General features: G+C 57.1%; 25 protein-coding genes. 11 read left to right on the top strand and 14 right to left on the bottom strand.

Annotation, left to right across the window (positions count from 1 at the left end):
• Positions 1 to 54 precede the first annotated feature (54 nt).
• From ACR0FG_RS06240 to ACR0FG_RS06255, 4 genes are all read left to right on the top strand, one after another.
• Entirely contained in the window at positions 55 to 486 is a 432-nt protein-coding gene (locus ACR0FG_RS06240; RefSeq protein ID WP_170711455.1) for an ester cyclase, read from the top strand.
• A 129-nt stretch (positions 487 to 615) separates the two neighbouring features.
• The gene (locus ACR0FG_RS06245; RefSeq protein WP_480891175.1) at positions 616 to 1,431 is read left to right on the top strand and encodes a chromate resistance protein ChrB domain-containing protein; all 816 of its coding nucleotides are present in this window, start codon (positions 616 to 618) and stop codon (positions 1,429 to 1,431) included.
• Positions 1,428 to 2,678 carry a chromate efflux transporter gene (gene chrA / locus ACR0FG_RS06250; protein ID WP_480891176.1) on the top strand — a complete coding sequence of 417 codons (1,251 nt, stop codon included), beginning with the start codon at positions 1,428 to 1,430 and terminating at the stop codon, positions 2,676 to 2,678. Before ACR0FG_RS06245 ends, chrA begins: the two co-directional genes overlap by 4 nt.
• Before the next feature lie 76 nt (positions 2,679 to 2,754).
• Positions 2,755 to 3,216: a ClpXP protease specificity-enhancing factor SspB gene (locus tag ACR0FG_RS06255; protein WP_170711452.1), complete on the top strand. Its 462-nt coding sequence runs from the start codon at positions 2,755 to 2,757 to the stop codon at positions 3,214 to 3,216.
• Between the two features lie 27 nt (positions 3,217 to 3,243).
• Here ACR0FG_RS06255 and ACR0FG_RS06260 read toward each other — a convergent pair whose 3' ends face one another.
• The gene (locus ACR0FG_RS06260; RefSeq protein WP_480891178.1) at positions 3,244 to 3,807 is read right to left on the bottom strand and encodes a hypothetical protein; all 564 of its coding nucleotides are present in this window, start codon (positions 3,805 to 3,807) and stop codon (positions 3,244 to 3,246) included.
• A 205-nt stretch (positions 3,808 to 4,012) separates the two neighbouring features.
• Here ACR0FG_RS06260 and fumC point away from each other — a divergent pair, with 205 nt between their 5' ends.
• The 4 genes from fumC to ACR0FG_RS06280 are packed head-to-tail and all read left to right on the top strand — an operon-like array spanning position 4,013 to position 6,462.
• Complete coding sequence (gene fumC / locus ACR0FG_RS06265) at positions 4,013 to 5,410, top strand: class II fumarate hydratase (protein WP_480891180.1); 1,398 nt, start codon at positions 4,013 to 4,015, stop codon at positions 5,408 to 5,410.
• Positions 5,407 to 5,583, top strand: coding sequence for a DUF4169 family protein (locus ACR0FG_RS06270; protein ID WP_170711449.1), 177 nt, complete (start codon positions 5,407 to 5,409; stop codon positions 5,581 to 5,583). The genes fumC and ACR0FG_RS06270 overlap by 4 nt, the downstream gene beginning before the upstream one ends.
• Positions 5,580 to 5,801, top strand: coding sequence for a ribbon-helix-helix domain-containing protein (locus ACR0FG_RS06275; protein WP_480891182.1), 222 nt, complete (start codon positions 5,580 to 5,582; stop codon positions 5,799 to 5,801). Before ACR0FG_RS06270 ends, ACR0FG_RS06275 begins: the two co-directional genes overlap by 4 nt.
• Before the next feature lie 58 nt (positions 5,802 to 5,859).
• Positions 5,860 to 6,462, top strand: a complete 603-nt coding sequence (locus tag ACR0FG_RS06280; protein ID WP_480891185.1) for a DNA-3-methyladenine glycosylase I — start codon at positions 5,860 to 5,862, stop codon at positions 6,460 to 6,462.
• Positions 6,463 to 6,467: 5 nt separating this feature from the next.
• On the opposite strand, the gene ACR0FG_RS06285 is transcribed toward ACR0FG_RS06280, so the two are convergent.
• The 4 genes from ACR0FG_RS06285 to ACR0FG_RS06300 form a co-directional block, all read right to left on the bottom strand.
• Positions 6,468 to 7,349 carry a fructose bisphosphate aldolase gene (locus ACR0FG_RS06285; RefSeq protein ID WP_170711446.1) on the bottom strand — a complete coding sequence of 294 codons (882 nt, stop codon included), beginning with the start codon at positions 7,347 to 7,349 and terminating at the stop codon, positions 6,468 to 6,470.
• A 72-nt stretch (positions 7,350 to 7,421) separates the two neighbouring features.
• On the bottom strand, positions 7,422 to 8,762 hold the full coding sequence (locus tag ACR0FG_RS06290) for a cytochrome P450 (protein WP_480891187.1): 1,341 nt from the start codon (positions 8,760 to 8,762) through the stop codon (positions 7,422 to 7,424).
• Positions 8,759 to 9,967, bottom strand: coding sequence for a hypothetical protein (locus tag ACR0FG_RS06295; protein ID WP_480891189.1), 1,209 nt, complete (start codon positions 9,965 to 9,967; stop codon positions 8,759 to 8,761). Before ACR0FG_RS06295 ends, ACR0FG_RS06290 begins: the two co-directional genes overlap by 4 nt.
• Positions 9,968 to 10,044: 77 nt before the next feature.
• Complete coding sequence (locus ACR0FG_RS06300; protein WP_480891190.1) at positions 10,045 to 10,797, bottom strand: cytochrome c biogenesis CcdA family protein; 753 nt, start codon at positions 10,795 to 10,797, stop codon at positions 10,045 to 10,047.
• A gap of 106 nt (positions 10,798 to 10,903) precedes the next feature.
• Between ACR0FG_RS06300 and ACR0FG_RS06305 the strand changes: the two genes are divergently transcribed.
• The gene (locus ACR0FG_RS06305; RefSeq protein ID WP_170711442.1) at positions 10,904 to 11,137 is read left to right on the top strand and encodes a sulfurtransferase TusA family protein; all 234 of its coding nucleotides are present in this window, start codon (positions 10,904 to 10,906) and stop codon (positions 11,135 to 11,137) included.
• Between the two features lie 56 nt (positions 11,138 to 11,193).
• On the opposite strand, the gene ACR0FG_RS06310 is transcribed toward ACR0FG_RS06305, so the two are convergent.
• From ACR0FG_RS06310 to purC, 6 genes are all read right to left on the bottom strand, one after another.
• Positions 11,194 to 14,004 carry an Rne/Rng family ribonuclease gene (locus ACR0FG_RS06310; protein ID WP_480891495.1) on the bottom strand — a complete coding sequence of 937 codons (2,811 nt, stop codon included), beginning with the start codon at positions 14,002 to 14,004 and terminating at the stop codon, positions 11,194 to 11,196.
• A gap of 508 nt (positions 14,005 to 14,512) precedes the next feature.
• Complete coding sequence (locus tag ACR0FG_RS06315; RefSeq protein ID WP_170711441.1) at positions 14,513 to 15,847, bottom strand: sigma-54-dependent transcriptional regulator; 1,335 nt, start codon at positions 15,845 to 15,847, stop codon at positions 14,513 to 14,515.
• 12 nt (positions 15,848 to 15,859) lie between these two features.
• The gene (locus ACR0FG_RS06320) at positions 15,860 to 17,638 is read right to left on the bottom strand and encodes an ATP-binding protein (RefSeq protein WP_170711440.1); all 1,779 of its coding nucleotides are present in this window, start codon (positions 17,636 to 17,638) and stop codon (positions 15,860 to 15,862) included.
• 36 nt (positions 17,639 to 17,674) lie between these two features.
• Positions 17,675 to 18,343, bottom strand: coding sequence for a phosphoribosylformylglycinamidine synthase subunit PurQ (gene purQ / locus ACR0FG_RS06325; RefSeq protein ID WP_480891195.1), 669 nt, complete (start codon positions 18,341 to 18,343; stop codon positions 17,675 to 17,677).
• A 26-nt stretch (positions 18,344 to 18,369) separates the two neighbouring features.
• Positions 18,370 to 18,600, bottom strand: a complete 231-nt coding sequence (gene purS / locus ACR0FG_RS06330; RefSeq protein ID WP_170374301.1) for a phosphoribosylformylglycinamidine synthase subunit PurS — start codon at positions 18,598 to 18,600, stop codon at positions 18,370 to 18,372.
• 99 nt (positions 18,601 to 18,699) lie between these two features.
• Complete coding sequence (gene purC, locus ACR0FG_RS06335; protein WP_170711438.1) at positions 18,700 to 19,455, bottom strand: phosphoribosylaminoimidazolesuccinocarboxamide synthase; 756 nt, start codon at positions 19,453 to 19,455, stop codon at positions 18,700 to 18,702.
• Positions 19,456 to 19,642: 187 nt separating this feature from the next.
• Here purC and ACR0FG_RS06340 point away from each other — a divergent pair, with 187 nt between their 5' ends.
• Positions 19,643 to 19,963: a DUF1476 domain-containing protein gene (locus ACR0FG_RS06340; protein ID WP_170711437.1), complete on the top strand. Its 321-nt coding sequence runs from the start codon at positions 19,643 to 19,645 to the stop codon at positions 19,961 to 19,963.
• A 122-nt stretch (positions 19,964 to 20,085) separates the two neighbouring features.
• Positions 20,086 to 21,102 (top strand): betaine--homocysteine S-methyltransferase, encoded by a 1,017-nt coding sequence (bmt, locus tag ACR0FG_RS06345; protein WP_170711436.1) that lies wholly within the window; start codon positions 20,086 to 20,088, stop codon positions 21,100 to 21,102.
• Between the two features lie 9 nt (positions 21,103 to 21,111).
• On the opposite strand, the gene ACR0FG_RS06350 is transcribed toward bmt, so the two are convergent.
• The 3 genes from ACR0FG_RS06350 to ACR0FG_RS06360 form a co-directional block, all read right to left on the bottom strand.
• Complete coding sequence (locus tag ACR0FG_RS06350) at positions 21,112 to 21,888, bottom strand: enoyl-CoA hydratase-related protein (RefSeq protein WP_480891198.1); 777 nt, start codon at positions 21,886 to 21,888, stop codon at positions 21,112 to 21,114.
• A gap of 73 nt (positions 21,889 to 21,961) precedes the next feature.
• The gene (locus ACR0FG_RS06355) at positions 21,962 to 22,411 is read right to left on the bottom strand and encodes a cytochrome c-type biogenesis protein (RefSeq protein ID WP_170711434.1); all 450 of its coding nucleotides are present in this window, start codon (positions 22,409 to 22,411) and stop codon (positions 21,962 to 21,964) included.
• Positions 22,408 to 24,372, bottom strand: coding sequence for a heme lyase CcmF/NrfE family subunit (locus ACR0FG_RS06360; protein ID WP_480891201.1), 1,965 nt, complete (start codon positions 24,370 to 24,372; stop codon positions 22,408 to 22,410). The genes ACR0FG_RS06355 and ACR0FG_RS06360 overlap by 4 nt, the downstream gene beginning before the upstream one ends.
• Between the last annotated feature and the right edge of the window lies 1 nt (position 24,373).

The following is a 24,373-nucleotide window of genomic DNA, read 5'->3' on the forward strand; positions in this document are numbered from 1 at the left end:
AGAGTTTGTTCATCAATGTTCCGCATCCTGCGCCTAAGCGACAGGAGAACAGGAATGAAGAACTCAGAATTGCTTCGCGCGTGGTATTCCGAAGTTTGGGAAAATGGAAATGTAGCCGCCATCGACCAATATTTCGCGCCGGACACGATGGCTGAAGGGCTTATTCCCGAAATGCAGGTTGGTGCGGATGACTTTCGAGATCTTGTCGGCGCTTTCCGGCACATTCTGGGTGAGATAAAGGTCGAGCTACCAAAGATCGTGGAAGTCGGCGACTGGGTGTCTGCCATCCTGCATGTCCGCACCTTTCGCGGTGACAATGGCGCGCCGTTGGAAGTGACAGGTCAGGTCATGGCACGATTCAAAGGCGATAAGATGGTCGAGGCTTATAATCAGTTCGACTTTATTTCACTATTTGAACAGCTGGGTCAGTTTCCGCAGGATACGCTTCCGGTATGCATGACCGGACAGAGACTTGATTGGACCTAGCCAATCGAAGCCAACTTGACCCGCGCCGTAGTTCCGCGTTAGCAAATCCTTATGGGGTAAGCTTGCGAACGCCCCGTGAGGCGACAGCCCAAGTTTCGCATGTATCCGAACGATGCAAGGAGACATGCCATGGCTGCGCCCAACGCTATCACACCCCGACAACTCTCAAGGCTTATCGGTACGCCTTCGGGGCCCGTTCTGATCGACATCCGTACTGACCCGGACTTTACAGATGATCCCCGGCTCATCCCCGGTTCAGTCCGCCACCCACACGAGGACATTGCGGGTTTGAAATCACTGATCGGACCCCGGCCTTGCGTGATCATTTGTCAGAAAGGCAAGAAACTAAGTCAGGGCGTCGTCTCGTGGCTACGCAGCGAAAGCCACATGGCTGAATATCTTGAGGGCGGGCAATTCGCATGGCGCGAGATGCGCGAGGCTCAGCTTGTGAAGGCGCGCGCACTGCCTGAATTCGTTGATGGGGCAACCCTTTGGGTGACACGGCATCGCCCGAAAATCGACCGCATCGCCTGCCCTTGGCTCATCCGCCGCTTTGTCGACCCCAATGCGCGGTTTCTGTTTGTATCACCGTCCGAGGTTCAGGGCGTTGTCGAAAAATTCGGAGCGACCGCCTTTGACATCGAAAATGCGTTCTGGAGCCATCGGGGTGATGCCTGCACGTTCGATACAATGCTGGATGAGTTCGACATTCACTCTACTCCGCTGGATCGTATGGCCGCCATCATCCGCGCCGCGGATACAAACAGGCACGAAACCGCGCCTGAGGCTGCGGGTCTGCTGGCGATCTCGGTTGGGTTATCGCGGCAGTTCAAAGACGACCATCAACAGCTTGAGGCGGGCTTGCACCTTTACGACGCGCTTTATCGCTGGGCTCGCGACGGGTTCGATGAAAGCCATGACTGGCCGACAGGTCACGGCGCATGACACCGACTATTTCAGAGCTGTTCCGCGTGTTTGGCCGCATCGGTTTTCTGTCCTTTGGCGGTCCAGCTGCCCAGATTTCCCTGATGCATCAGGAATTGGTCGAGCGTAGGCCATGGCTGGATGAACAAACCTATCTGAGGGCGCTTTCCCTTTGCATGTTGTTGCCCGGCCCCGAAGCCATGCAATTGGCAACCTATGCGGGCTGGCGTCTGAAAGGCGTTGCCGGAGGGCTGATCGCAGGCGGTCTGTTCGTGTTGCCCGGTGCGGTGGTTATAGCGGTTCTGGTTGGCCTCTACGCATCGTACGGCGATCTGCCACTGGTGCAGGCAGGGTTTTTGGGGATCAAGGCAACGGTGATCGTCATCGTCCTTCAGGCCCTGCACAAACTATCGCGAAAGGCGTTGACTGATGGTCATTATCGCGTGATCGCCGCCCTTGGCTTTCTGGCGATTTTCGTGTTCAACCTGCCGTTTCCCCTGATCATCCTCGCGGCGGCAACCTGGGGCTACGTCACGGCTAAGCATCACGGGGGTACGCCTGCCCCGCCCTCACCCGCGCTTGCCCGACCTGTGCGTACTGCGGGGCTCTGGCTAGCGCTTTGGCTGGCTCCGCTGATCCTCCTCAGTCTGACCGGTCCGACGCTGTTGGCAGATCTGGGCTGGTTTTTTGCACGCCTCGCTGTCGTGACATTTGGAGGTGCCTACGCGGTTCTTGCCTATATGTCTCAGACCGTTGTCGATACCTATCAATGGATCAGCACAGACCAGATGATCGACGCGCTGGGTTTGGCTGAGACAACGCCGGGCCCGTTGATTCTTGTGACGCAATTCGTCGCCATGCTGACCGCGCAGCAGGCCTCGGGCACAGGAATGGCGATTGCAGCTGGTATCGTCGCACTTTGGGCAACCTTTGTGCCGTGTTTCCTTTGGATATTCCTTGCCGGCCCTTACCTGGACAAAATCGCCGCGCGCCCAAGATTGGCCGCAGCAATGAAGGGAATCACGGCCTCGGTGGTGGGCGTGATTCTCAACCTGTCCGTGTGGTTTGGCATGAACGTCCTGTTTGGCACGGTGGATAGAGTCTCGGCAGGGCCGGTATCATTGCCCCTGCCCGTTCTGCACACGCTTGATTTTAAGGCGTTGATGCTGACTTTTGCGGCAAGCCTGTTGATATTCCGTTTTAAATTCGGTTTAGCGTTGACCTTGATCACGATGAGTTTGGCGGGGATCGTGCTGCAGATTTTGTAATCAATCAGCCGCATCGCAGCCTTTCGTTTCCGTTCAAATCCCTTATGCTGAGGGCAACCACTTTCGAGGACTAAACATGTCGCAAGACATCGACTACGGGAACCTGATGCACACGGCGATGCGCGGTCTGATCAAGACCGTCCTGACGGATGTCGCCGAATCCGGCCTGCCCGGTGCACATCATTTCTTCATCACGTTCGACACACGGCAGGACGGTGTTGAAATCGCTGACTGGCTGCGCGAGCGCTATCCGGATGAAATGACCATCGTCATGCAGCATTGGTTCGAAAATCTTGAGGTTGGCGATCAGGGGTTCTCTATCACCCTGAATTTCGGCGATGCGCCCGAGCCGCTGTATATTCCCTATATGGCGATCAAAACCTTCGTGGACCCCTCGGTCGAGTTCGGTTTGCGCTTTGAAAGCCCCGAAGACGAGGATGAGACCGACTTTGCGTCCGAAGAGTCGATTGAAGTAGAGCCGGAAGAAGAAGTCCACCATGACGCCGACATTGTGTCATTGGACAGTTTCCGCAAATAACGACCCAAGCCCCGCCAATCGCGGGGTTTAGTCTTTTTTCAGGAAAGTTTCGACGGACCGCGATTTTTCACCATTGCGGAAGCGGGAAAACGAAAGGTTCAGCCCACCCTCGGCCAGAGTGCGGTCAAACTGCTGCAGCTCATAACCGCCATGTTCGTCAATGAACAAAGAAAAGACAGTCAGGGTGTCGCCTTCGATCCGCCCCCAGACAAACGGTTCACCAGCCATCGGATCCAAAGGTACTTCATGGCCAAAAACATTTCGTTTCATGGCTGCTGAGAAAACATGCGACCGGGCTGATGGTTGAAAGTCGACCGAATACTTTTCGTCCTTAATGCGGCCATCCGCCTTGTAGGTGGTGGTTGACCAACTGACGTTGAACCCCTGCCGTGTCTCGTGAATCGAAACGCTCATATCCCTGGGGGTTGCGGTGCCATCGGCATCGACAACTTCAGCTGATCCAGTGTAGTCCCCTATAAACGGGGTAATATCCGCAGCCTGCGAAGACCCTGTGCAAATCAGCAGCAAGGCACACACAGCCAGCGCGGACGCGATGATATGCAAAGGGCGGCTAAGGGGTTGGGCGTGCATGAAGGACTCCGTCGCTTTGTCTGTCTATCTTAACCCTAGCCCGATCAGGCACAATGGCACTGTTTTCGCTAACGCGAATTAATTGGCACCGTCCGGCGTCTATACCTTTGAAGGGTCAGAGTTTATGGTGCGCGCAACTGGCCGATTGCGTTATAGCGCAGCCGCGGCTACACGGCATACAACCGCATACCATACGGAGTGACTGATGTCTTCTACCCGCACCGAAACCGACAGTTTTGGCCCGCTCGAAGTCCCCGCTGACAAATACTGGGGCGCGCAGACGCAGCGCTCGATCATGAACTTTCCCATCGGGTGGGAAAAACAGCCCGTCGCAATCGTGCGTGCGCTGGGCGTGATCAAGAAAGCCTGCGCGATGGAGAACAAGGCCATCGGCAAGCTAGACGACAAAATCGCCGACGCGATCATTCAGGCCGCGGGAGAGGTGATCGAAGGCAAGTTTGATGACAATTTCCCGCTGGTCGTTTGGCAGACAGGCTCGGGCACGCAATCTAACATGAACTCGAACGAGGTCATCGCAAACCGCGCGATTGAGATACTTGGCGGCGAGATTGGTTCGAAAGACCCTGTTCACCCCAATGATCACTGCAATATGGGCCAATCCTCAAACGACACTTTTCCAACCGCCATGCATATCGCAACCGCGATGAGCGTTCGTGACGTGTTGCTGCCCGGCTTGGAAAAACTGGCCTCGGCACTGGAACAGAAGGCGCAAGAGTTTGCTGGGATCATCAAAATCGGCCGCACCCATACGCAGGACGCCACGCCGCTGACGCTGGAGCAAGAGTTCGGCGGATATGCCCATCAAATCCGACAGGGCATTGCGCGCGTTCATACTTCGATGCCCGGGATTTATGAACTGGCGCAGGGAGGCACAGCCGTTGGAACCGGTCTGAACACCCATCACGGCTGGGACAAGGCCGTTGCGGCGAACATGGCCGAAATCACCGGCCTGCCCTTTGTCACCGCGCCCAACAAATTCGAAGCTCTGGCTGCGCATGATGCAATGGTTTTCCTGTCGGGTGCTTTGGCGACCATTGCCGGTTCTTGCTACAAGATTGCGAATGACATTCGCTTCCTTGGTTCTGGTCCTCGCTCGGGTCTGGGTGAGCTGATTTTGCCTGAGAATGAACCCGGCTCGTCGATCATGCCCGGCAAGGTCAATCCGACACAGGCCGAAGCACTGACGCAGGTTGCTGCCCATGTGATGGGTAACGACGCGGCAATCAAGTTTGCCGGGTCGCAGGGCCATTTCCAGCTGAACGTCTATAACCCGATGATGTCCTACAACCTGCTGCAGTCGATCCAGTTGCTGGGCGACGCCGCCGATAGCTTTACCGAGCGGATGTTGCTGGGCATCAAGGCCAATGAGCCGCGCATCGACAAGCTGATGAAGGAATCGCTGATGCTGGTCACGGCACTGGCCCCGACCATCGGCTACGATAACGCCACTGCAGTCGCCAAGACCGCACACAAGAACGGCACGACGCTCAAGGAAGAGGCCATCGCGCTTGGCTTTGTCGATGAGGCGACATTTGACGCAGTGGTTCGGCCCGAGCACATGATCGGCCCCAAGGACAAATGAGCAAGCCGGTCAATCTGAACCGGTACCGAAAGGAAAAAGCACGGGCTGTGAAAAAGGCCCGTGCTGATGAAAACGCGGTGAAATTCGGACGCGGCAAGGCCGAGAAAGAGGTGATCAAGCTACAGCAGGACCGACAGCGCCGCGACCTCGACAATCACGAGTTGGATGAATGAGCGGTCGGCCGGTCAAACGGTCTCTGACCCTCAAAGGGCATCGAACCTCTGTGTCACTTGAGGATGAATTTTGGCAGGCCTTTCGCGACATTGCCAAGCAAAAAAACCTTCCAATCAATGTCTTGGCTGCCGAAATTGACGTTGCGCGTGATCCTGAAACGGGTCTTGCTTCGGCCATACGTGTGTTCATCCTAGACTGGTATCGCAATCCTGAATGAACCCTTGCCCAACGCATCTCGGCAAGGTTAACTTGACGGGAACAAAAAGGGTACATTGATGAGCGAAACCGTTGTAGGTCCAGATGGCCGGAACCGTTGCGCGTGGTGTCAGGCCGCGCCCGAGTTTTTTGAGTATCATGACAACGAATGGGGCTACCCCGTCGCCGAAGATCAGCGTCTGTTCGAAAAAATCTGCCTTGAGAGTTTTCAGTCCGGCCTAAGCTGGCGCACGATCCTGTCCAAGCGCGAGAATTTTCGAAGGGCGTTCTGCGGGTTTGACTACAATCTGGTTGCAGAGTTTGACGATGATGACATTGCAAGATTGTTGCAAGACGCAGGCATCATCCGCCATCGCGGTAAAATCGAAGCCGTGATCAACAACGCTCGTCGGATGCAGGAACTGGTCGAGGCCGAAGGTTCACTGGCTGCTTTTGTCTGGCGCTATGAGACACAGTCGCCGCCCGAACCTCAGACCGCGTCCACCTCAGCCGAATCCATCGCCCTGTCAAAAGAGCTGAAAAAGCGCGGCTGGAAATTTGTCGGCCCGACCACCGTTTTTGCCTTTATGCAGGCGATGGGATTGGTCAATGACCACGCCGAAGGCTGCGTTATGCGCGAAAAAGCGGCGCAGTTGCGCCGCTCATTCAAAAAGCCGGAATAAATGCCTCAGACCGATGCCTGATGGATCTTGTCGATATTGCCGCCAAGGGCCGCGTTGAAATCAGCATCCGATTGCTGTTTCGACAAACCTTCCGTCAACGCGCGCGAGAAAGATGCGATCATCTTTCCATTCTGGGCCAACAGCTTGCAGGCCTGCTCGGTCGAGTATCCGCCTGACAGCGCCACAACACGCAGCACACGCGGATGATCGGCCAGCGCATCATACAGGTTCGGCTGGCTTGGGATGGTCAGTTTCAGCATAACCTCCTGCCCCTCGGTCAGTTGGTCGAGGTTTTTCAGGATCTCAGCCTTCAGAATATCCTCGGCCTCGGCTTTGGTTTCCGAGTGGATGTTGACCTCGGGCTCGACAATCGGGACCATGCCCGCATTGGTGACTTCACGGGCCACGTCGAACTGCTGCGCCACGACAGCGGCGATGCCTTCGGCATTTGCTTCGTGAATCACTGAACGTTCCTTGGTTCCGAAAACGCCGTCCGCCTTGGCCAGTGTATCCGCCAGACCGGGGATTGGTTTCATCAACTGAACACCATTGGCGGTGTCTTCCAGACCTTTGTCGATCTTCAGGAAGGGAACGATGCCTTTTACCGACCACAGGTAATCTGCAACTTTGCGGCCATCGATCTGTTCGCCCAACGTGCGTTCAAACAGGATGGCGCCGATTACTTTGTCCTTGGTGAAATCGTCGGCCAGAATGATCCGGGCGCGCATCTTCTGGATTTCGCCGAACATCTCTTCGTCCGAACCATAGTCCGATGCCTCAACCCCATAAAGCGCCAGCGCCTTGGGCGTTGACCCACCGCTTTGATCCAGTGCCGCGATGAAACCTGCACCATTTGTCATCTGTGCGCGCTGTTCTGCGTTGGACATAACTCATTCCCGTTCAAATTGATTCCGCTTTCAACCCTCGCATACAACATGGCGTTCTGCGATGGTAGTTTGTTAGCGCCCACTAAGGCGCAACCAAATCCCATCCTTGGATCGCACAGTCAGATGCGCGACCGGAACCGGGGTTTTGTCGGGGATTGTTTCAATTCTGAATTGACGCATGAGCTGTGATAGAATCAGCGGTCCCTCGACCATGGCGAAACCTGCACCCGTACAAACCCGAGACCCAGCAGAGAACGGCATATACGCGGATCGCTGGCAGGTTCTGCCATTTTCGGTTTGCCATCGCCCGGGATCAAACTCATCCGGCCGCTCCCACAAGCGCTCGTGCCGATGCAGGTGCCATGGGCTGAGCACGATCTGAGAGCCCTTGCGCACATTGCGCGCCCGAAACGTCTCGGGACAGGTGGTTTGCCGCACCATCATCGGGACTGGCGGATAAAGGCGCAGTGCTTCGCGAAACACATCGCGACTGATTTTGAGATCAGACACAGATGCGAACGTCGCACTTTGCGCTTCTTGTGACACGCGGTCTTGCCATTCGGGATACAGCGCCAGCAGGTACAAGGCCCATGCCAAGGCCGAAGCGCTGGTTTCGTGACCGGCCAGAAAGAAAATGGCGACTTGATCGATCATCTCTTCGGTCTCAAGACAACGCCCGGTTTCAGGGTCCGCAGTGGTCATGATCTTCGTAGCCAGATCATTTGGCGCCGTCCCGGCCGCAATCAACTTGGCCCTTTCAGAAGTCAACCGCGCAATCAGGTCACGAATGTCCCGCGCCGTTTCTCTGGTGTTTCGTGAATGAAACCTTGGCATCCAGCGCGGCAAAGGTAAGAACGCTGCGATATTCAAAAGAGGTTGCTCTCGCTGGTATGCACGGAATTTTTCGAACACCTGCGCGGCGATCTCGTGGTTAATCGGAACCGAAAACAGGGTGCGAAAGATCACATCTGCCGCAACGTGGCTGGTGATCTCTTCGAATTCCACCTCAGCGCCGACCTTTGCCTGCAGGCGTTCGACACATGCTTCTGCAGCTGCAAGCATGGCTGGAAAGGTATCTTTCAAGCGTCCGCCTTCAAAAGCGGGATCTATTATACGCCGTTGCCGCTTCCAGGTCTTTCCATTGGTCAAAAAGACCGAATTACCCAGCAATGGGCGCAATCCCTCGCTGATGCGGCTGGATTTGGGAAAGTCGTCTGGGCGTTGCTTTAGAACCAGATCGATCAGTTCGGGTTGGTTGACAAGATAAGATCGAAAGAATGGCGTTCGAAACTCGGCCATCCAAGCCCGATACAGGCGTTGAGGCTGCGCAGACAGCACATCCTGTCGAAACAGTTTCCCAAATCGCCATAGCGATACCTTATCTGCCCGAGCTTTTGGTTTGGGCGGCGTCATGGCTGCACCGATGTGTATCTGGATACCGTTCGCGTGATCCGGGACTTTGAAGGCGCGCGCCCTTCGTATCGTCGAGCCAAAGGCACAGGCCCCGCCGTGATGCGGAAGTAATCATAATCCCCAGGGCGGTCGAACGCGCACAGATATTGAAAATGCAGTCGAAAGAACCGCCACCTCAGCGATTTCCATTTCTCTGCAGAAAGGGTCTGTGTAAAGGCCGCTGACAGAATCAGAGGCCATTGCTTGACCGGCCCCGCAACGCCGCTTACGGCGACCGGGTCGCAAAGGGCAAAGGTACACCCGTCTCCGGGGGCGGAAACATCGACCCATGTCAGATCGTGATTTTCTGAAACATCACGCAAGTCGCGCCGCAATCGATGCGCCTTGGGCAGGAAAGAGACCATCGGGACCACCTGACCAAGGGTCAGAAAAGACAGAGCAGGCCCCTGCCCAGTGCGATTGCGCAGAACCTCGGCCAGCACCATGACACCCAGATGCGCGCCTGAACTGTGACCGACGATCAGAACCTCATCCACATCGGTTTTCAGGGCCTGTTCGACACGATTGCTGAACTGGACAAGTCGCGCGTTCATTTCAGGGGAAACGGCGCCCAGCCATCGGGCCGAATGCGCATAGTCATGCATCAGGTAATACGCAAACAAACGGTTGTCGATGCGTCGGAACCAAAGCAACAGGCCGTAACCTAGTACCAAGCCAACTGCATAGGACGGCGACCCCATTATGGGTGAAAGCACGGCAACAGCAGCGAATGCGACCAGTACGGCAATCAGCAACTGAAACAAAAGCATCGCAACCGGATACAGCGCCGCGATCACCGGGCCTTTGCGCAACCGCATCAGACGCGCAAGTGTCCCTGTCGAGATGTAGGTCCACGCGGTTCGCCCCAATTGCAGATAGGTCGCCGGAGTGGATCGCGCCATGCTGTTACGCACGATATCGGACCAGATCAGAACCTCGAAATCCGATTGAATTTCAAATCCATCCTGTAAAGACGTGACGTGCCAGCCATAGGGCTCCTGCCCGGATTTTGGAGAAACGCTCACCGAATAGCCGGAAATCTCAGCCTGCGCGCGCCCCTCGGATCGATAGAGCTCGCGATAGCGGCGCGGGGGAAACGGGTCATAGCCCGGAATGTAGAACACCCGGCGGCGGAAAATCTGGGGATGGGGTTTCTGACTGCTCATTGCCGGGCCCTCTGCGCCTCAGGGTAACGCAGCAAGTCCAGCAAGGTAAGATCAGATCCGCTAAAAAGACCAGAGGGTTAGCCGAAATTGGCCAGTGCCGGGAAAGTTTCCAACAGCCACCAGCTGAATTCGGTGAAAAGGCCTGTGATCAGCATGATCCCAACGAACAGCAGCAAGCCGCCCATCACCTTCTCGATAGTGCCCATATAGGGCTTGATGCGGTTCATCACCGTCATCGACCGGTTAAGGAACATCGCAGCCAGCAGAAACGGAATGCCCAGACCGGCGGCGTAGACGCCCAGCAACAACGTTCCGCGCGCCACCGAAGCCTCGGATGCGGCCAGCGACAGGATTGCCCCCAACTGTGGGCCAATGCAGGGCGTCCAGCCAAACGCAAAAGCCAGACCCAGAATGTATGCCCCAAAGACCGAGCCACCTGAATCGCCTGTTTCGATCCGCGCCTCGCGGTCAAGGAACGGAATGCGGAATACGTTCAGAAAGTGCAGACCAAAGACGATCACCACCGCACCGGATAGTTTCGCAAACAACACCTGGTTCTGCAGCACAAAGGCCCCAAAGGCCGAAGCAGTGAAACCCAGTAACAAGAAGACGGTAGACAACCCCAACACAAAGAAAAGCGCGGTCAGCGTTGCCTTGCGTCGTGCCCGCGCCTGATCCTGCATCTCGTTGATTGACACACCGCTCATATACGCCAGATAAGGCGGCACGATGGGCAAAACGCAAGGCGACAGGAAGCTAATCAAACCACCGAGCATCGCGATGAACATGGCAGGCAGCAGGCCCGCGTCGATGATATCAATTCCAAACATGGTTCAGCACATATGTCATCAAAGCCGCCCCGTCACGGGGCCAATCGGTCACATCCTCGTGGTTGCATACTGGACAGCATCGCAGTCAACACATATCCCCAAAGTCATGACAGATAACACAGAAACACTGGATGCGCTTGGCCTGTTGTGCCCCTTACCCGTCCTCAAGGCACGCAAACGTCTTAAATCCATGCCTGACGGAGCGGTTTTGCGCGTGTTGGCGGATGATCCGGCAGCCGTCATTGATGTGCCGCATTTTTGCTCCGAGGCCGGGCATACCCTAATCTCGCGCGAAGACGCAGCGGATCATCAAGTCTATGTGATCCGCAAGGCATCCTGACCTTCCATGCCCCTTGCGTTTAAACAAAAAAGGCGGACCAATGTCCGCCTTGATTGTTATTGACCCAAAGACCACCAACCGCGCCTTTTGGGCTTGGCCGGAGCTGGTTCAGGTTCGTCCGTGACGGTTTCAAGCACGGGTTCTTCGACCTCATCAGCCACAGTTTCCTCTTGGGAAGGTTCTGCAGCCGAGACAGGCTCTGCATCAATCGCAGGTTCTGGCTCTGCAATGGCCTCATCATCTTCCGCTACCACAGGTGCTGCGTCAGGGGCCCCTTCTTCGGCCTCCGCGCTTTGCGCTGGCGCATCGTTCACCTGTGCCGGATCTTCGTCACCATCGGCAAAGGGTTGTTCCTTACCCGCATCTGCAGACTCGGCCACTTGCCCTTCAGCCGCCTGAACGGGTTCTTCCGTCTGGGCCTCAGCTGTCGCATCCGTGTCTGCCACTTCCGCGTCTTTCTTTCGACGACGCGGGGCACGGCGTTTTTTGGTGTTGGCAGGTTTCTCGGCCTCTTCCGTCGCCTCACCGACATCTGGCGCATCTGCAGTCTGCGCGTCGCCAGCGTCTGCAGCCCCATCCTCGACCGATGCTGCCGACGCTTCATCTTCCGAAGATGCATCGGAGGCTTCTCCGTTCCCTCCGCCCTTCTTGCGGCGGCGACGACGGCGCTTGCGCTTTGGTTTGGACTCTTCTTCGGCCTGAACAGCGGTATCTTCCTCCGCCTCGTCCTCCTCGCTCGAATCCACCAGATCCATCAGCGAGGCATCGACAGACACCACAGGCGCAGTTGCCTCGGGGACCACACGGCTGGCGGTCTTGAACTTCTCCATCGAGAAATCGGGGCTGACCAAATGCACATCGCCTTCGATCCGCACCGACAGACCATAACGCGCTTCGATCTGCGCGATATGTTCCCGCTTTTGGTTCATCAGGAAGTTGGCAATGCTGACAGGGCAGCGCACCAGAACCTCGCGCGAGCGACGGCGGGTGCCCTCCTCTTCGATCTGACGCAGGATCGACAGCGCCATATTGTCGTCGGACCGGATAAGACCGGTGCCATGACAGGCCGGACACGGCTGCGTGGTCGCTTCGATCATGCCGGGGCGCAGGCGCTGGCGGCTCATCTCAAGCAGACCAAAGCCCGAAATCCGGCCAACCTGAATGCGCGCACGATCCGTTTTCAGCTTGTCTTTCAGACGCTTCTCAACAGCCGAGTTGTTTTTGCGCTCATCCATATCGATGAAGTCGATGACAATCAGACCGGCAAGATCCCTCAGGCGCAACTGGCGCGCCACCTCTTCAGCGGCCTCCAGATTGGTCTTTAGTGCTGTTTCCTCGATCGAGCCTTCCTTTGTGGCCCGTCCCGAGTTCACGTCGATCGCAACCAATGCTTCGGTTACGCCAATCACGATATAACCGCCAGATTTAAGCTGAACGGTCGGGTTGAACATTCCCGCCAGATAGCTTTCCACCTGATAGCGCGCGAACAGAGGCAGCGCGTCCTCGTACCGTTTCACGTTTTTGGCGTGGGACGGCATGATCATTTTCATGAAGTCCTTGGCGATGCGATACCCGCCCTCACCTTCAACCAGAACCTCATCGATATCGCGATTATAGAGGTCTCGGATCGACCGTTTGATCAGGTCGCCTTCCTCGTAGATCTTCGCAGGCGCGATGGATTGCAGCGTCAGTTCGCGAATCTGCTCCCACATGCGTTGCAGATATTCATAGTCGCGCTTGATCTCGGATTTCGTCCGCTTGGCCCCGGCGGTACGCACGATCAGGCCCGCACCCGTCGGCACATCAATCTCCGAGGCGATGTCCTTCAGCTTTTTCCGGTCCGCCGCGTTGGTGATTTTGCGGCTGATCCCGCCACCGCGCGCCGTGTTCGGCATCAACACACAGTAACGTCCGGCCAGCGACAGATATGTAGTCAGCGCCGCACCCTTGTTGCCGCGTTCTTCCTTGACGACCTGCACCAACAGCACCTGGCGCACCTTGATGACTTCCTGGATCTTATACCGGCGCGGACGCGGTTTGCGCGGCGGGCGAATATCCTCGCTGTCATCCTCGTCAGCCACGGATTCGATCGTATCATCTTTCGAGGACGCATCGGCCCCCTTGCTCTCGGCACCACCTTCGGCGTCCGGCTCGTCGTCGGAGGTTTTTGCTTCTTCTTCAGATTTTGCCTCAGCCTCTTCAGCCGGTTCGTCTTCAGACGCTTCCGCCGTTTCGGTAGGTACCTCTTCGGATACTTCAACCGATGTTTCCGCAGGCTGTTCGACCTCAACCGTCGCTGGGTCCTCGGCAGGCGCGTCCTCAGCTGCAGGCGCATCACCCTCGTCGGGTTCCTCCACCGGTGTCTCGGCAACGATCTCCATCGGAGAGGTCCCCTCGGGCACCTCCGCTTCATCGCCGTCATCAAGATCGATGGTTTCCATGCCGGTGGGCTCAGTCGAAACTTCCAGCGTTTCTACCGGATCGTCCGATTTCACATCCGCAGCTTTCGACCGCGAGCGCAACCTGCGTTTTTTGGGCTTTGCTTCCTCAGCCTCATCGCGCGCTTTCATCGCCTCGGCATAGGCGCGCTCCTCCTCCATCAGCGCCTCACGGTCGGCGACGGGGATCTGGTAATAGTCGGGATGAATCTCGGAAAATGCCAGAAACCCGTGCCGGTTACCGCCATAGTCAACAAAGGCCGCCTGCAGCGACGGTTCAACCCGAGTTACTTTTGCAAGATAGATGTTGCCAGCAAGCTGGCGTTTGTTTTCGGATTCAAAGTCAAATTCCTCAACCTTGTTTCCGTCGACCACCACGACGCGGGTTTCTTCCGCGTGGGTGGCATCGATAAGCATTTTCTTAGCCATTTGTCCTTGGTGCACCGCGCCAAACGCGTTGTCCTGACCCGTCCGGGCGGACAGGCGCTTTTGGGGTGGTGTCTTGTACGGGCGATATCGGACCGCGCGCGGCAAGGTCTGGCGCGATGGCCCCCTGCCCGTAAACTCAATCGTTGCGCGCGCGTCATCGCGGTTCTTCTCCGACAGGCGCATATCATAGCTGCCTGCCCATTTATTCCTTTCGCCCGCAAATCACGGGGTCAGGCGTTCAGTTGCCCTTTCCAGGGCACAATCGGTCTGCGCTGCCCCGTGGGATTAGGTCACCACCTGCGGCATCACAGCGAAACTCAAAGATTCGGGACTTGTGGGCATAAAATTCACCCGGCCCGTTCGGACACAATAAAAGCAGTCCTGTGGAAAAGACAATGGGCAAACTGCACGACAACAAAATCAGGCGCACTGCCGCGCCTTCTTCTGTTCAAAAAATACCTCGGGGGGAATTGGCCGCAGGCCAAGGGGGGCTGGCCCCCTTCTGTTCTCACAAATAATCCGAACGCTGCAATCCGTATTTTGCCATCTTCTCATTCAGCGTTCGGCGTGGCAGGCACAATTCGTCCATTACCGAAGCAATTGAACCCTTGTGACGACGCATCGTGTTGTCGATCAGCATCCGTTCAAACGCCTCGACATACTCTTTCAGCGGCTTGCCTTCGGTCGTCATGACCGGTTGCATCTCCTCATGATCGGACATCAACAGCGACGCAATCGTGCCCGAACCGCGCCGAGACTGCAGTACCGCGCGCTCGGCGATGTTGATCAACTGGCGCACGTTGCCCGGCCACGGTGCCTGTAGCAGTTGCGCCGCCTCCTGTGCACTGACTTGTGGTGAATCACAGCCGTATTCCTCGGCAAACTGTTCGCTCAGCCGTGTAAACAGCGTCAGGATATCTTCGCCCCGCTGCCGCAAAGGCGGCATGGTGATGCGCAGCGCAGCCAGACGATAGAACAAATCGGGGCGCAGCACATCCTCGCTGGTCTTGCCCGCCTCCTGCAGGTTCGAGATCGCCACAATCCGCGTTTCCGCCGGGGTTCCCTGCTCATTCATCACGCTCAGCAAGCGGGCTTGCAGAGTATCGCTCAGCGCCTCGACGTCTTCCAGCACCAGCGTGCCGCCGCGCGCTTCCTCGATCGCAGGCAGCTGCGTGTCTTCGGGCATCATCGGACCGAACAGACGTTTCGACAGCGCGTCCTCTTCCAGCGCCGCGCAGGACACCAAAACGAATTTCTTACCCGCCCGACTGCCGACTGCATGCAGCGCGTGTGCAACCAACGTCTTTCCGGTACCGGTTTCACCGTCGATCAGAACATGACCGTCCGCCTGCCCCAGATCCAGAATATCCTCACGCAAACGCTCCATCACCGGGCTGGCCCCGATCAACTTGTTCATGATCTGCGTGCCGCCAGACAGTTCGCGTCGCAGCGCCCGGTTATCCAGCGTCAAACGACGCGCGTTGCTGGCGCGTTTGGCCAGTTCGGACATACGATCGGGGTTGAACGGCTTTTCAAGAAAATCAAACGCCCCAACCCGCATCGCCTCGACCGCCATCGGAACATCGCCGTGACCGGTAATCATGATGACCGGTAAGGTGCTGTCGGCCCCCATCAGCTTTTTCAGCAGCTGAATGCCATCCATCCCCGGCATCTTGATGTCGGAAATCACGATTCCTGGATATTCCGGCCCCAATACCTTGAGCGCATCTTCGGCGCTCGAAAAGGTTTCGGTGTCGTAACCTGACAGCGCCAGCCACTGACTGATCGATTGGCGCATGTCCTGTTCGTCGTCGACGATGGCGATTTTCATGGCCTGTGCCATATTCATTCCTCGTTACTCAGCGGCCTCAAGGCCGTCGCTTCCCAGTATCGGCAGTTGCATCTCAAACACCGCGCCGCCGTGTTGGCCGTTGCGCGCAGTCAGCCGTCCGCCATGGTCGTTCACGATCCCGGACGAGATGGCAAGCCCCAGTCCGACCCCGTCACCGGGTCGCTTGGTGGTGTAGAACGGCTCGAACAGGTTCTCGATGTCTTCGATACCATGGCCGTTGTCCCGAACGGTCAATACCGCCGTGTCCCCCGCCGCAAGGATGATTTCCACATCCGGTTCTGCGACTGATTTGGTGGCATCCAATGCGTTACGCAACAGGTTGACCATCACCTGCTCAATCCGCATCCGATCCCCCATCACTATAACAGGTTCTTCGGGTAAAATCTGCGTAATCTTGACATGGCGCTGCCTCAGCTGCGGTTCCATCATCGACAAGCTCGAAGCCAGTGCTTCGCCAAGATTTACAGGGGAAAACGCGTCCGCACCCTTGCGAGCATAGGATTTCAGCTGCCGCGTGATCGCACCCATCCGCTCAATCAACCCGTCGATGCGGCCAAAGCTGGCAAGCGCCTCTTCGGATCTGTCGCGGCGCAGCAGAAGACGGGCGCCGGCAAGATAGGTTTTCATCGCAGCCAGCGGTTGATTCAGTTCGTGACTGACCGCCGCAGACATCTCACCAAGAGCCGCGAGTTTGGAGCTTTGGGCAAGGGTCTGTTCAGCAACTTCCAGCGTCTTTTCAACCCTTTCGCGCTCAGCAATTTCCCGCTGTAGTCGGGCATTCAGTGCGCGAAGCTCCGCCGACTCGCGCTGGAACAACGTCATACGCAAGGTTGCCCTGCGGCTGAGTGCATAGAAGGCCAGCGCCAGAAGAATCGCAAAACCCATGATTTCCAACGCCAGCACGCTGTTCACCTTTTCCCGGATCGAGGAATAGGTTGTGAACGACGTCATCTGCCAACCACGGAAAGGAATACGCGTTTCCATCCGCATCACCGCCTCGCCCTGCAGATAGGCATCCGGCGGCAGAGCCGTCCAGTCGGTGGTCGCCCGGATCGCGCGCTGAATGGCGCCCTGAGGTGGCTGCCGCAGCATTGCAGCTTGCTCATCCAAACCACGCCATTGAGGTTCGGTCGACAGGATGATCGCGCCAGTGCTGTCGGTGACCATGACTGCGTCCGAAATGCCAGCCCAGGCGCGCTCGAACTTTTGCAGGTCGACTTCGACCACAATCACGCCGAGGATTTCTGAATTGGCCTCGATGCGCCGCGAGTAGACAAAACTGTAGGCCCCGGATTCAGTTGGGATAACCGAGAAAATCGTGGCGTTCGACCGGATGGCATCAATGAAATACGCCGTATTGCGGTGGCTTTCCTGCAGGCGATTGCGGTCCGTTGCAGCGACCGTCAACCCGTCACCGTCCAGCAAGACTAGCGATGCAGCACCAATTTCTTCGACAAAGGAAATCAATCGTTGGCTGGACAGGGTATAGTCGCTGGATTGTAGCGCCGAAATCAAGGTCGGATCCCGCGCCAGCAACTGAGGCACAATGGCGTTGCGGCGCAATTCGCTCAGCAAATTGCCGGAATAAAGAGCCAGACGCAATTCGGCCCGGTTACGGGTGGATTCAGTAAACCGGCTTGTGAGCAGACTGTTCGTCACCCAGACGGTCGATACAGTGGCAACAAGCAACACCGCAATAGCCAGACGCAGGCGCCAGCCAAGTGGCGCCCCTCGGAGCCGTTTTAAGAAACCGGGGCCGTCTGATTGAACGTCTGAACTCATTTCCTGACGCTACGCGCCTGCGACGATGACCTCAAGTCACGCCGGCGTCAGGACACCTGACAATGCGCGGAAGAGCGCCGCCCCATCGGTGCCGCCGTGGCCCGAATCCGCCGCCCGTTCAGGGTGTGGCATCATCCCCAACACGCGCCGGTTGTGCGATAGAATTCCGGCGATATCGTCGCGCGAACCGTTCGGATTCTCGGCATAGGTGAATGCGATTCGATCCTGATCCTTCAACTCGGCCAACGTTTCGTCGTCGGCAAAATAGTTGCCGTCGTGGTGCGCGATCGGAATATCGATTACCTCGCCTGCGTTGTACCCTGCAGTGAAGGCGCTGTTGCTGGTCTGAACCTTCAGACCGACCGTGCGGCAGATGTATTTCAACCCTGCATTACGCAGCAGCGCACCGGGAAGAATGCCGGTTTCGGTCAGAACCTGAAATCCATTGCAAACCCCAAAGGCATATCCACCACGCTCGGTGTGCTCAGCGACCGCTTTGCAGATCGGCGACTGGGCGGCGATTGCACCGCAGCGCAGATAGTCACCATATGAAAAACCACCTGGCACACCGACGATATCAACGCCCTCGGGCAGCGTGGCATCCTTGTGCCAAACCATATCGACCGAGAACCCGGCCTGTTCGAAAGCAACGGCAAGATCGCGGTCACAGTTGGACCCGGGAAATACGATGACGGCGGCGCGCATGGCGGACCCTCCTTGACTTGGAACCCTCAGACCAGTTCGATCTCGTAACGTTCGATGACCGTATTGGCCAAAAGCTTTTCGCACATCTCGGTCACATCGGCCTCGGTTGCGCCTTCTGCCAGTTCAAGGTCGATCACCTTGCCCTGACGCACACCCTCGACCTGATCAAAGCCCATCGCACCCAATGCGTGTCGCACCGCCTCGCCCTGCGGGTCAAGCACCCCGTTCTTGAGCATCACATGCACACGTGCCTTCATCTTGAGAACTCCAGTCGTGGACCGCTTGCCGGTCCGTTTCGTTGTGCGCGGGATACCCCGCTTGGACGTATCGGACAACCCTGCCCTAGCAGGACAGGGTCAGTTGATCAGCGTCGGTTTTGTGACGTTGGTTTTCGGCAGAACCCCAAGACGGCGCGCAACCTCGGAATAGGCGTCCGTCAGGCTCCCTAGATCGCGGCGGAACACATCCTTGTCCAGCTTTTGTCCGGTCTCGATATCCCAAAGACGACAGCTGTCCGGGCTGATCTCATCAGCGACGATCAAGCGCTGATAGTCGCCCTCGAACACACGGCCAATCTCGATCTTGAAATCGACCAGACGAATGCCGACCGCCAGCATCACACCGCTCATGAAATCATTCACGCGCAGGGCAAGGCTTAGGATGTCGTCCATATCCTGCTGGCTGGCCCAGCCAAAGGCCGCGATGTGTTCTTCGGTTACAAGCGGATCGCCCAGGGAATCGTCCTTGTAGCAGTATTCGACAATCGGGCGCGGCAATTGCGTGCCTTCCGCAATGCCCAGACGTTTTGACATCGTTCCGGCAGCATAATTCCGCACGATCACTTCCAGCGGCACGATCTCGCAATTCCGTACCAGTTGCTCGCGCATGTTCAGGCGGCGGATAAAGTGGTTGGGCACGCCGATCTGGGTCAGGCCGGTCATGAAGAACTCGGACAGGCGGTTGTTCAGCACACCCTTGCCGTCGATCACGTCTTTCTTTTCCGCGTTGAACGCGGTGGCGTCATCCTTGAAGTACTGCACGATCGTGCCCGGTTCGGGACCTTCATACAGAATCTTGGCCTTACCTTCGTATATCTTCTTGCGACGCGCCATAAGCGACCTTTCCAGACAGGCGAAAGGGAATGAGTCCCTTCTCGTTGGCGCCCTCATAGTGCAAGCCCCGCTTTCTCGCAAGTTCACCGGACCGAGGGGCTTTGACGCAGTGTAAATCCCTTGCACCTGCCGCCTCCTGTCGTCATATCTTCATCAAACAGCATGTAATCCAAGGGGTCCCCTACCAATGACCACATTTGATGAACGTGAAGCCGCGTTTGAAAACAAATTCGCCCATGATGAAAAGATGCAATTCATCGCCCGGATGCGCCGTAATCGGTTCATGGCAGTATGGGCGTCGGCCCTGAAAGGTGAAACCGTTGAACAGGCGCGGAAATACGGACAGGAACTGGTGCACACCGACCTGCAGAATGTCAGCGAAGACGATGTGGTCGAAGCCGTAAAAGGCTATCTGGGCGATCTGGCTGACGAACAGAAAATCCGCGAAAAGATGGCTGAGCTTCTGGTTGAAGCCAAAGAACAGGTCATGGCCGAAGCCGAAACCTGATACCTAGCATAGAAAACTCATGATCTTCATGAGTTTTATGAGTTTGATTTGATGCCCCGGTCGTGAGACACGGGGTATCTCTATTTTGATCGGCCTTATTGGCCTGTTTTCGGACTATTCCTATGACAAACGCGCTCAGCAAACTTCTGGAAACCACGGATGCCATTCTGGCGGACGGCGCAACCGGCACCAACCTGTTCAACATGGGGCTGCAATCGGGCGACGCACCCGAATTGTGGAACGTTGAGGCCCCGGACAAGATTCGAGACCTGTATAAAGGCTCGGTTGACGCGGGCAGCGATCTGTTTCTGACCAATACCTTTGGCGGAACGGCTGCGCGGCTGAAACTGCACGATGCGCAAAACCGGGTCGCTGAATTGAACCGGATCGGTGCCGAGCTTGGTCGAGAGGTTGCGGATCAGGCAGGGCGCACCGTGATCGTAGCCGGATCAGTTGGCCCGACCGGCGAAATCATGGAACCAGTCGGCAGCCTGACTCACAGCGATGCCGTCGAAATGTTTCACGAACAAGCCGAAGCCCTGAAAGAGGGCGGAGCCGACGTGCTGTGGCTGGAAACCATCAGCGCACCCGAGGAATTCCGAGCCGCTGCCGAGGCGTTTGCCCTGGCAGACATGCCATGGTGCGGAACCATGAGTTTTGACACAGCCGGTCGCACGATGATGGGTGTGACATCAGCTGATCTTGCGATGATCGTTGAAACGCTGCCCAACCCTCCGGTTGCATTTGGTGCGAATTGCGGCACCGGCGCATCTGATATTCTGCGAACGGTCCTTGGGTTTGCCGCGCAGGGCACGGAACGCCCTGTGATCTCTAAAGGCAACGCGGGCATTCCGAAATACGTCGATGGCCACATCCACTATGACGGAACGCCTGATTTGATGGCCCAGTATGCAATCATGGCCAGAAACGCCGGAGCCTCGATCATCGGTGGCTGCTGCGGAACAATGCCCGCCCATCTGCGCAAAATGCGCGAGGCGCTGGACACAATGCCCCGCGGCCTGCGACCGACACTGGATCAGATCACAGCGGCGCTTGGTCCGTTTTCGTCCGAGTCGGATGGAACCGAAGACGCTGGCGTCCTGCCAGAGCGCCGCACACGGCGACGCAGGCGCGCCTGAGCTGTCCTTTTAGCGACCCTCGAATTTCGGGGGTCGTTTTTCCAGAAAGGCGACCACGCCTTCGGCAAAATCCCGTGTGTGTCCGCAATGTTCCTGCAAATCCGCCTCGACCTCGAGCTGTTGCCGCAGTGTTTTGTCGTATGACCCCCGGATTGCCTGCTTGATCGCGGAGAAACCTGCAGTGGGCCCATTTGCCAGATACGCCGCCCGATTGCGCCAATGCGCTTCAAATTCTTCGTCGGGAACGGCCTCCCAGATCAGACCCCAATCATCTGCCTGACGCGCGCTGATCTTGTCGGCAAACAAAGCTGCCCCCATCGCCTTGGCGAATCCCATCTGACGCGGCATGAACCAAGTACCGCCCGCGTCCGGGATCAGGCCGATCCGGGCGAAAGCCTGTAGGAAATACGCGCTTTCAGTGGCGATCACCACATCAGCACACAAGGCTAGGTTAGCCCCTGCCCCCGCAGCGGGTCCATTGACCGCGGCAATGATGGGAACCGGGCAGGCATAAACCGATTCCAACATCGGTTCATACTCATCCCGCAACGCCCGCCCAAGATCGATATTGCCGGTGCTGGATGCATCCCCCAAATCCTGACCGGAACAGAACGCATTTCCCGCGCCGGTCAGAACCACGGCTCGCGCATTTTGCGCTGCCTCTTTCATCGCATGGGTGATTTCGGCCCGCATCTGAGTGGTCAGCGCGTTCATCTTGTCCGCCCGGTTCAAAGTCAGGACCGCCAAACCATCGGCAATATCGAGATGGACCGCTTCGTATTCCATGAAAAACCTCGCCTGCACAGAGCTTTGAGATACCCTGACGCATTATCAACGGAACGGAAAGCGTAACTGGGCGTCAGTCTTTCAGGATTTCCTTCAGACGGTCTTGTTCTTCCCGGGTTAGCTTGTCTGGCTGGGCCTGTGCCCCAGAGCGGTCGCGAACAAAGCTGAACCCAACCGCCCCGGCAAGCAGCAACATGAGCGGACCTGCCAGCCAAAGCACGATGTTAGCCCCCGAACTGGTCGGTTTTAGCAATACATATTCGCCATAGCGGTCGACGATGAAATCCACTGCTTCTTTGTCAGTATCCCCGGCCACCAGCCTTTCACGCAGCAGGATACGCAGATCACGGGCAAGTTCCGCATTGCTTTCATCGATGCTTTCGTTGCGGCAGACCAGACAACGCAGACCGGCGCTGATGTCCCGCGCTCGCGCCTCAAGCTCAGGGTCGTCCAGAATCTCGTCCGGCTGAACCGCAAATGCCTGAGTGGCAAGCAGAAACAGGATCAGGGTGATGCGCTTCATTCCGCAGGCACCCCGCTTTTTGGAGATTTGCGTGCACCGGCGGCAACCCGGAACCGCCGGTCAGACAAGCTGAGTGCACCACCCAATGCCATCAGAATGCACCCGCCCCAAATCCAATTCGCCAGAGGTTTGATATACGTCCGCATCACCCACCCGCCGTCGGCCTGTTGATCTCCGATCACGACGTAAAGATCACGCAGAAATCGATAGTCGATTGCAGCCTCGGTTGTGGGCATCCGCGCCACTGGATAGTCGCGTTTTTCCGGATGCAAGGTCGTGATCTGTCGTCCGCCTTCCTCGACACTTACATCTGCGGTGGTCGAGAAATAGTTCGGGCCCTGCACCCGGCGCACATCCTGCAGGGTCAGAGTGAACTGACCAACCTGGAATGGCTGCCCGGGTTGGGCGACGCGAATATCCTCAACCTCCCACGCGGTAAGACCGGCGATGGCGAACATGGTGACACCAAGACCGGCATGAGCGACCGCCTTGCCCCAGTCTGCCCCGGGCAAGCGGAACAAACGGGCAAGGTTTCTGGACCGACCTGTGCGGCTCCACAAATCAACGATGGCACCAAATGTGATCCAGGCCCCAAGAAACAGGCCAACTGGCCCAAGGGCACTGCGCCCGGTTTGAAGAACCCAGACCAGAACCGCCAGCGCAACCGCCAGCACGAAGGCATAGCGCAGCGACCACGTGATACGGCCCAGCTTGCCACGTTTCCATGGCAGCATTGCCCCGACAGGTAGCATCAAACCCAGTGCGATCATGAATGGCGTAAAGGCCAGGTTAAAGAACGGAGGACCAACCGACAGTTTCCGTTCCAGCATCATCTCGGCCACCATGGGCCACATGGTTCCGAAGAACACCACCAGACAGCTGACGGCTAACAGGATATTGTTCAGGATCAGCCCGCTTTCGCGGCTGACAACGCCAAACACCCCCTTCGCCTCCATCACCTGTGCCCGCGCAGCAAACAAAGTCAGCGCACCGCCAATGAAAATCACCAGAATTATCAGGATGAACACGCCCCTCTCGGGATCATTGGCAAAAGCATGAACCGACGTCAGCAGACCAGAGCGTACTATGAATGTCCCGATCAGTGAGAACCCGAATGCGATGATCGCCAACAGGATGGTCCAGCTTTTCAGCGCTTCTCGCTTTTCAACGACAATGGCCGAATGCAAAAGGGCCGCTGACAATAGCCATGGCATGAACGAGGCATTTTCGACCGGATCCCAGAACCAGAACCCACCCCAGCCAAGCTCGTAATACGCCCACCATGATCCCAGTGCGATACCGATTGTCAGGAAAATCCAGGCTGCCAGCGTCCAGGGCCGCACCCAGCGCCCCCATGCCGCATCCACGCGCCCCTCGATCAGCGCGGCTACGGCAAAGCTGAATGCCATGCTCAGCCCAACATAGCCCAGATACAGAAACGGTGGATGAAACGCGAGGCCCGGGTCTTGCAGCAATGGATTCAGATCGCGCCCGTCAAAGGGCGGAACGGCCAGACGATCAAACGGGTTGGAAGTAAACAGGATGAAGGCAAAGAAAGCGACACCAATCGCCCCCTGAACGGCCAACACCCGCGCCTTGAGCGTTGGAGGCAGACCGCTACCAAAGGCCGCTGCCATGGCCCCGAATATAGTCACGATCAGAACCCACAACAGCATGGACCCCTCGTGATTGCCCCAAGTTCCGCTGATCTTGTAGATCATCGGTTTCAGCGAGTGGCTATTCTCGACCACGATCCGCAGCGAGAAATCCGAGGATGCAAAGGCCCACATGAGTGCGCCAAAGGAAAACGCCGTCAGCAGGAACTGCGCGATTGCAGCGGGTTCCGCAAATGCCATCCATCCAGTCCAACGTCTGGCCGCCCCGATAAGGGGCACCACGCTTTGAACGATGGCAACAAGAAACGCTAGGATCAGTGCGAAATGGCCGAGCTCTGTTATCATG

This window comes from Ruegeria sp. E1 (assembly GCF_056534225.1).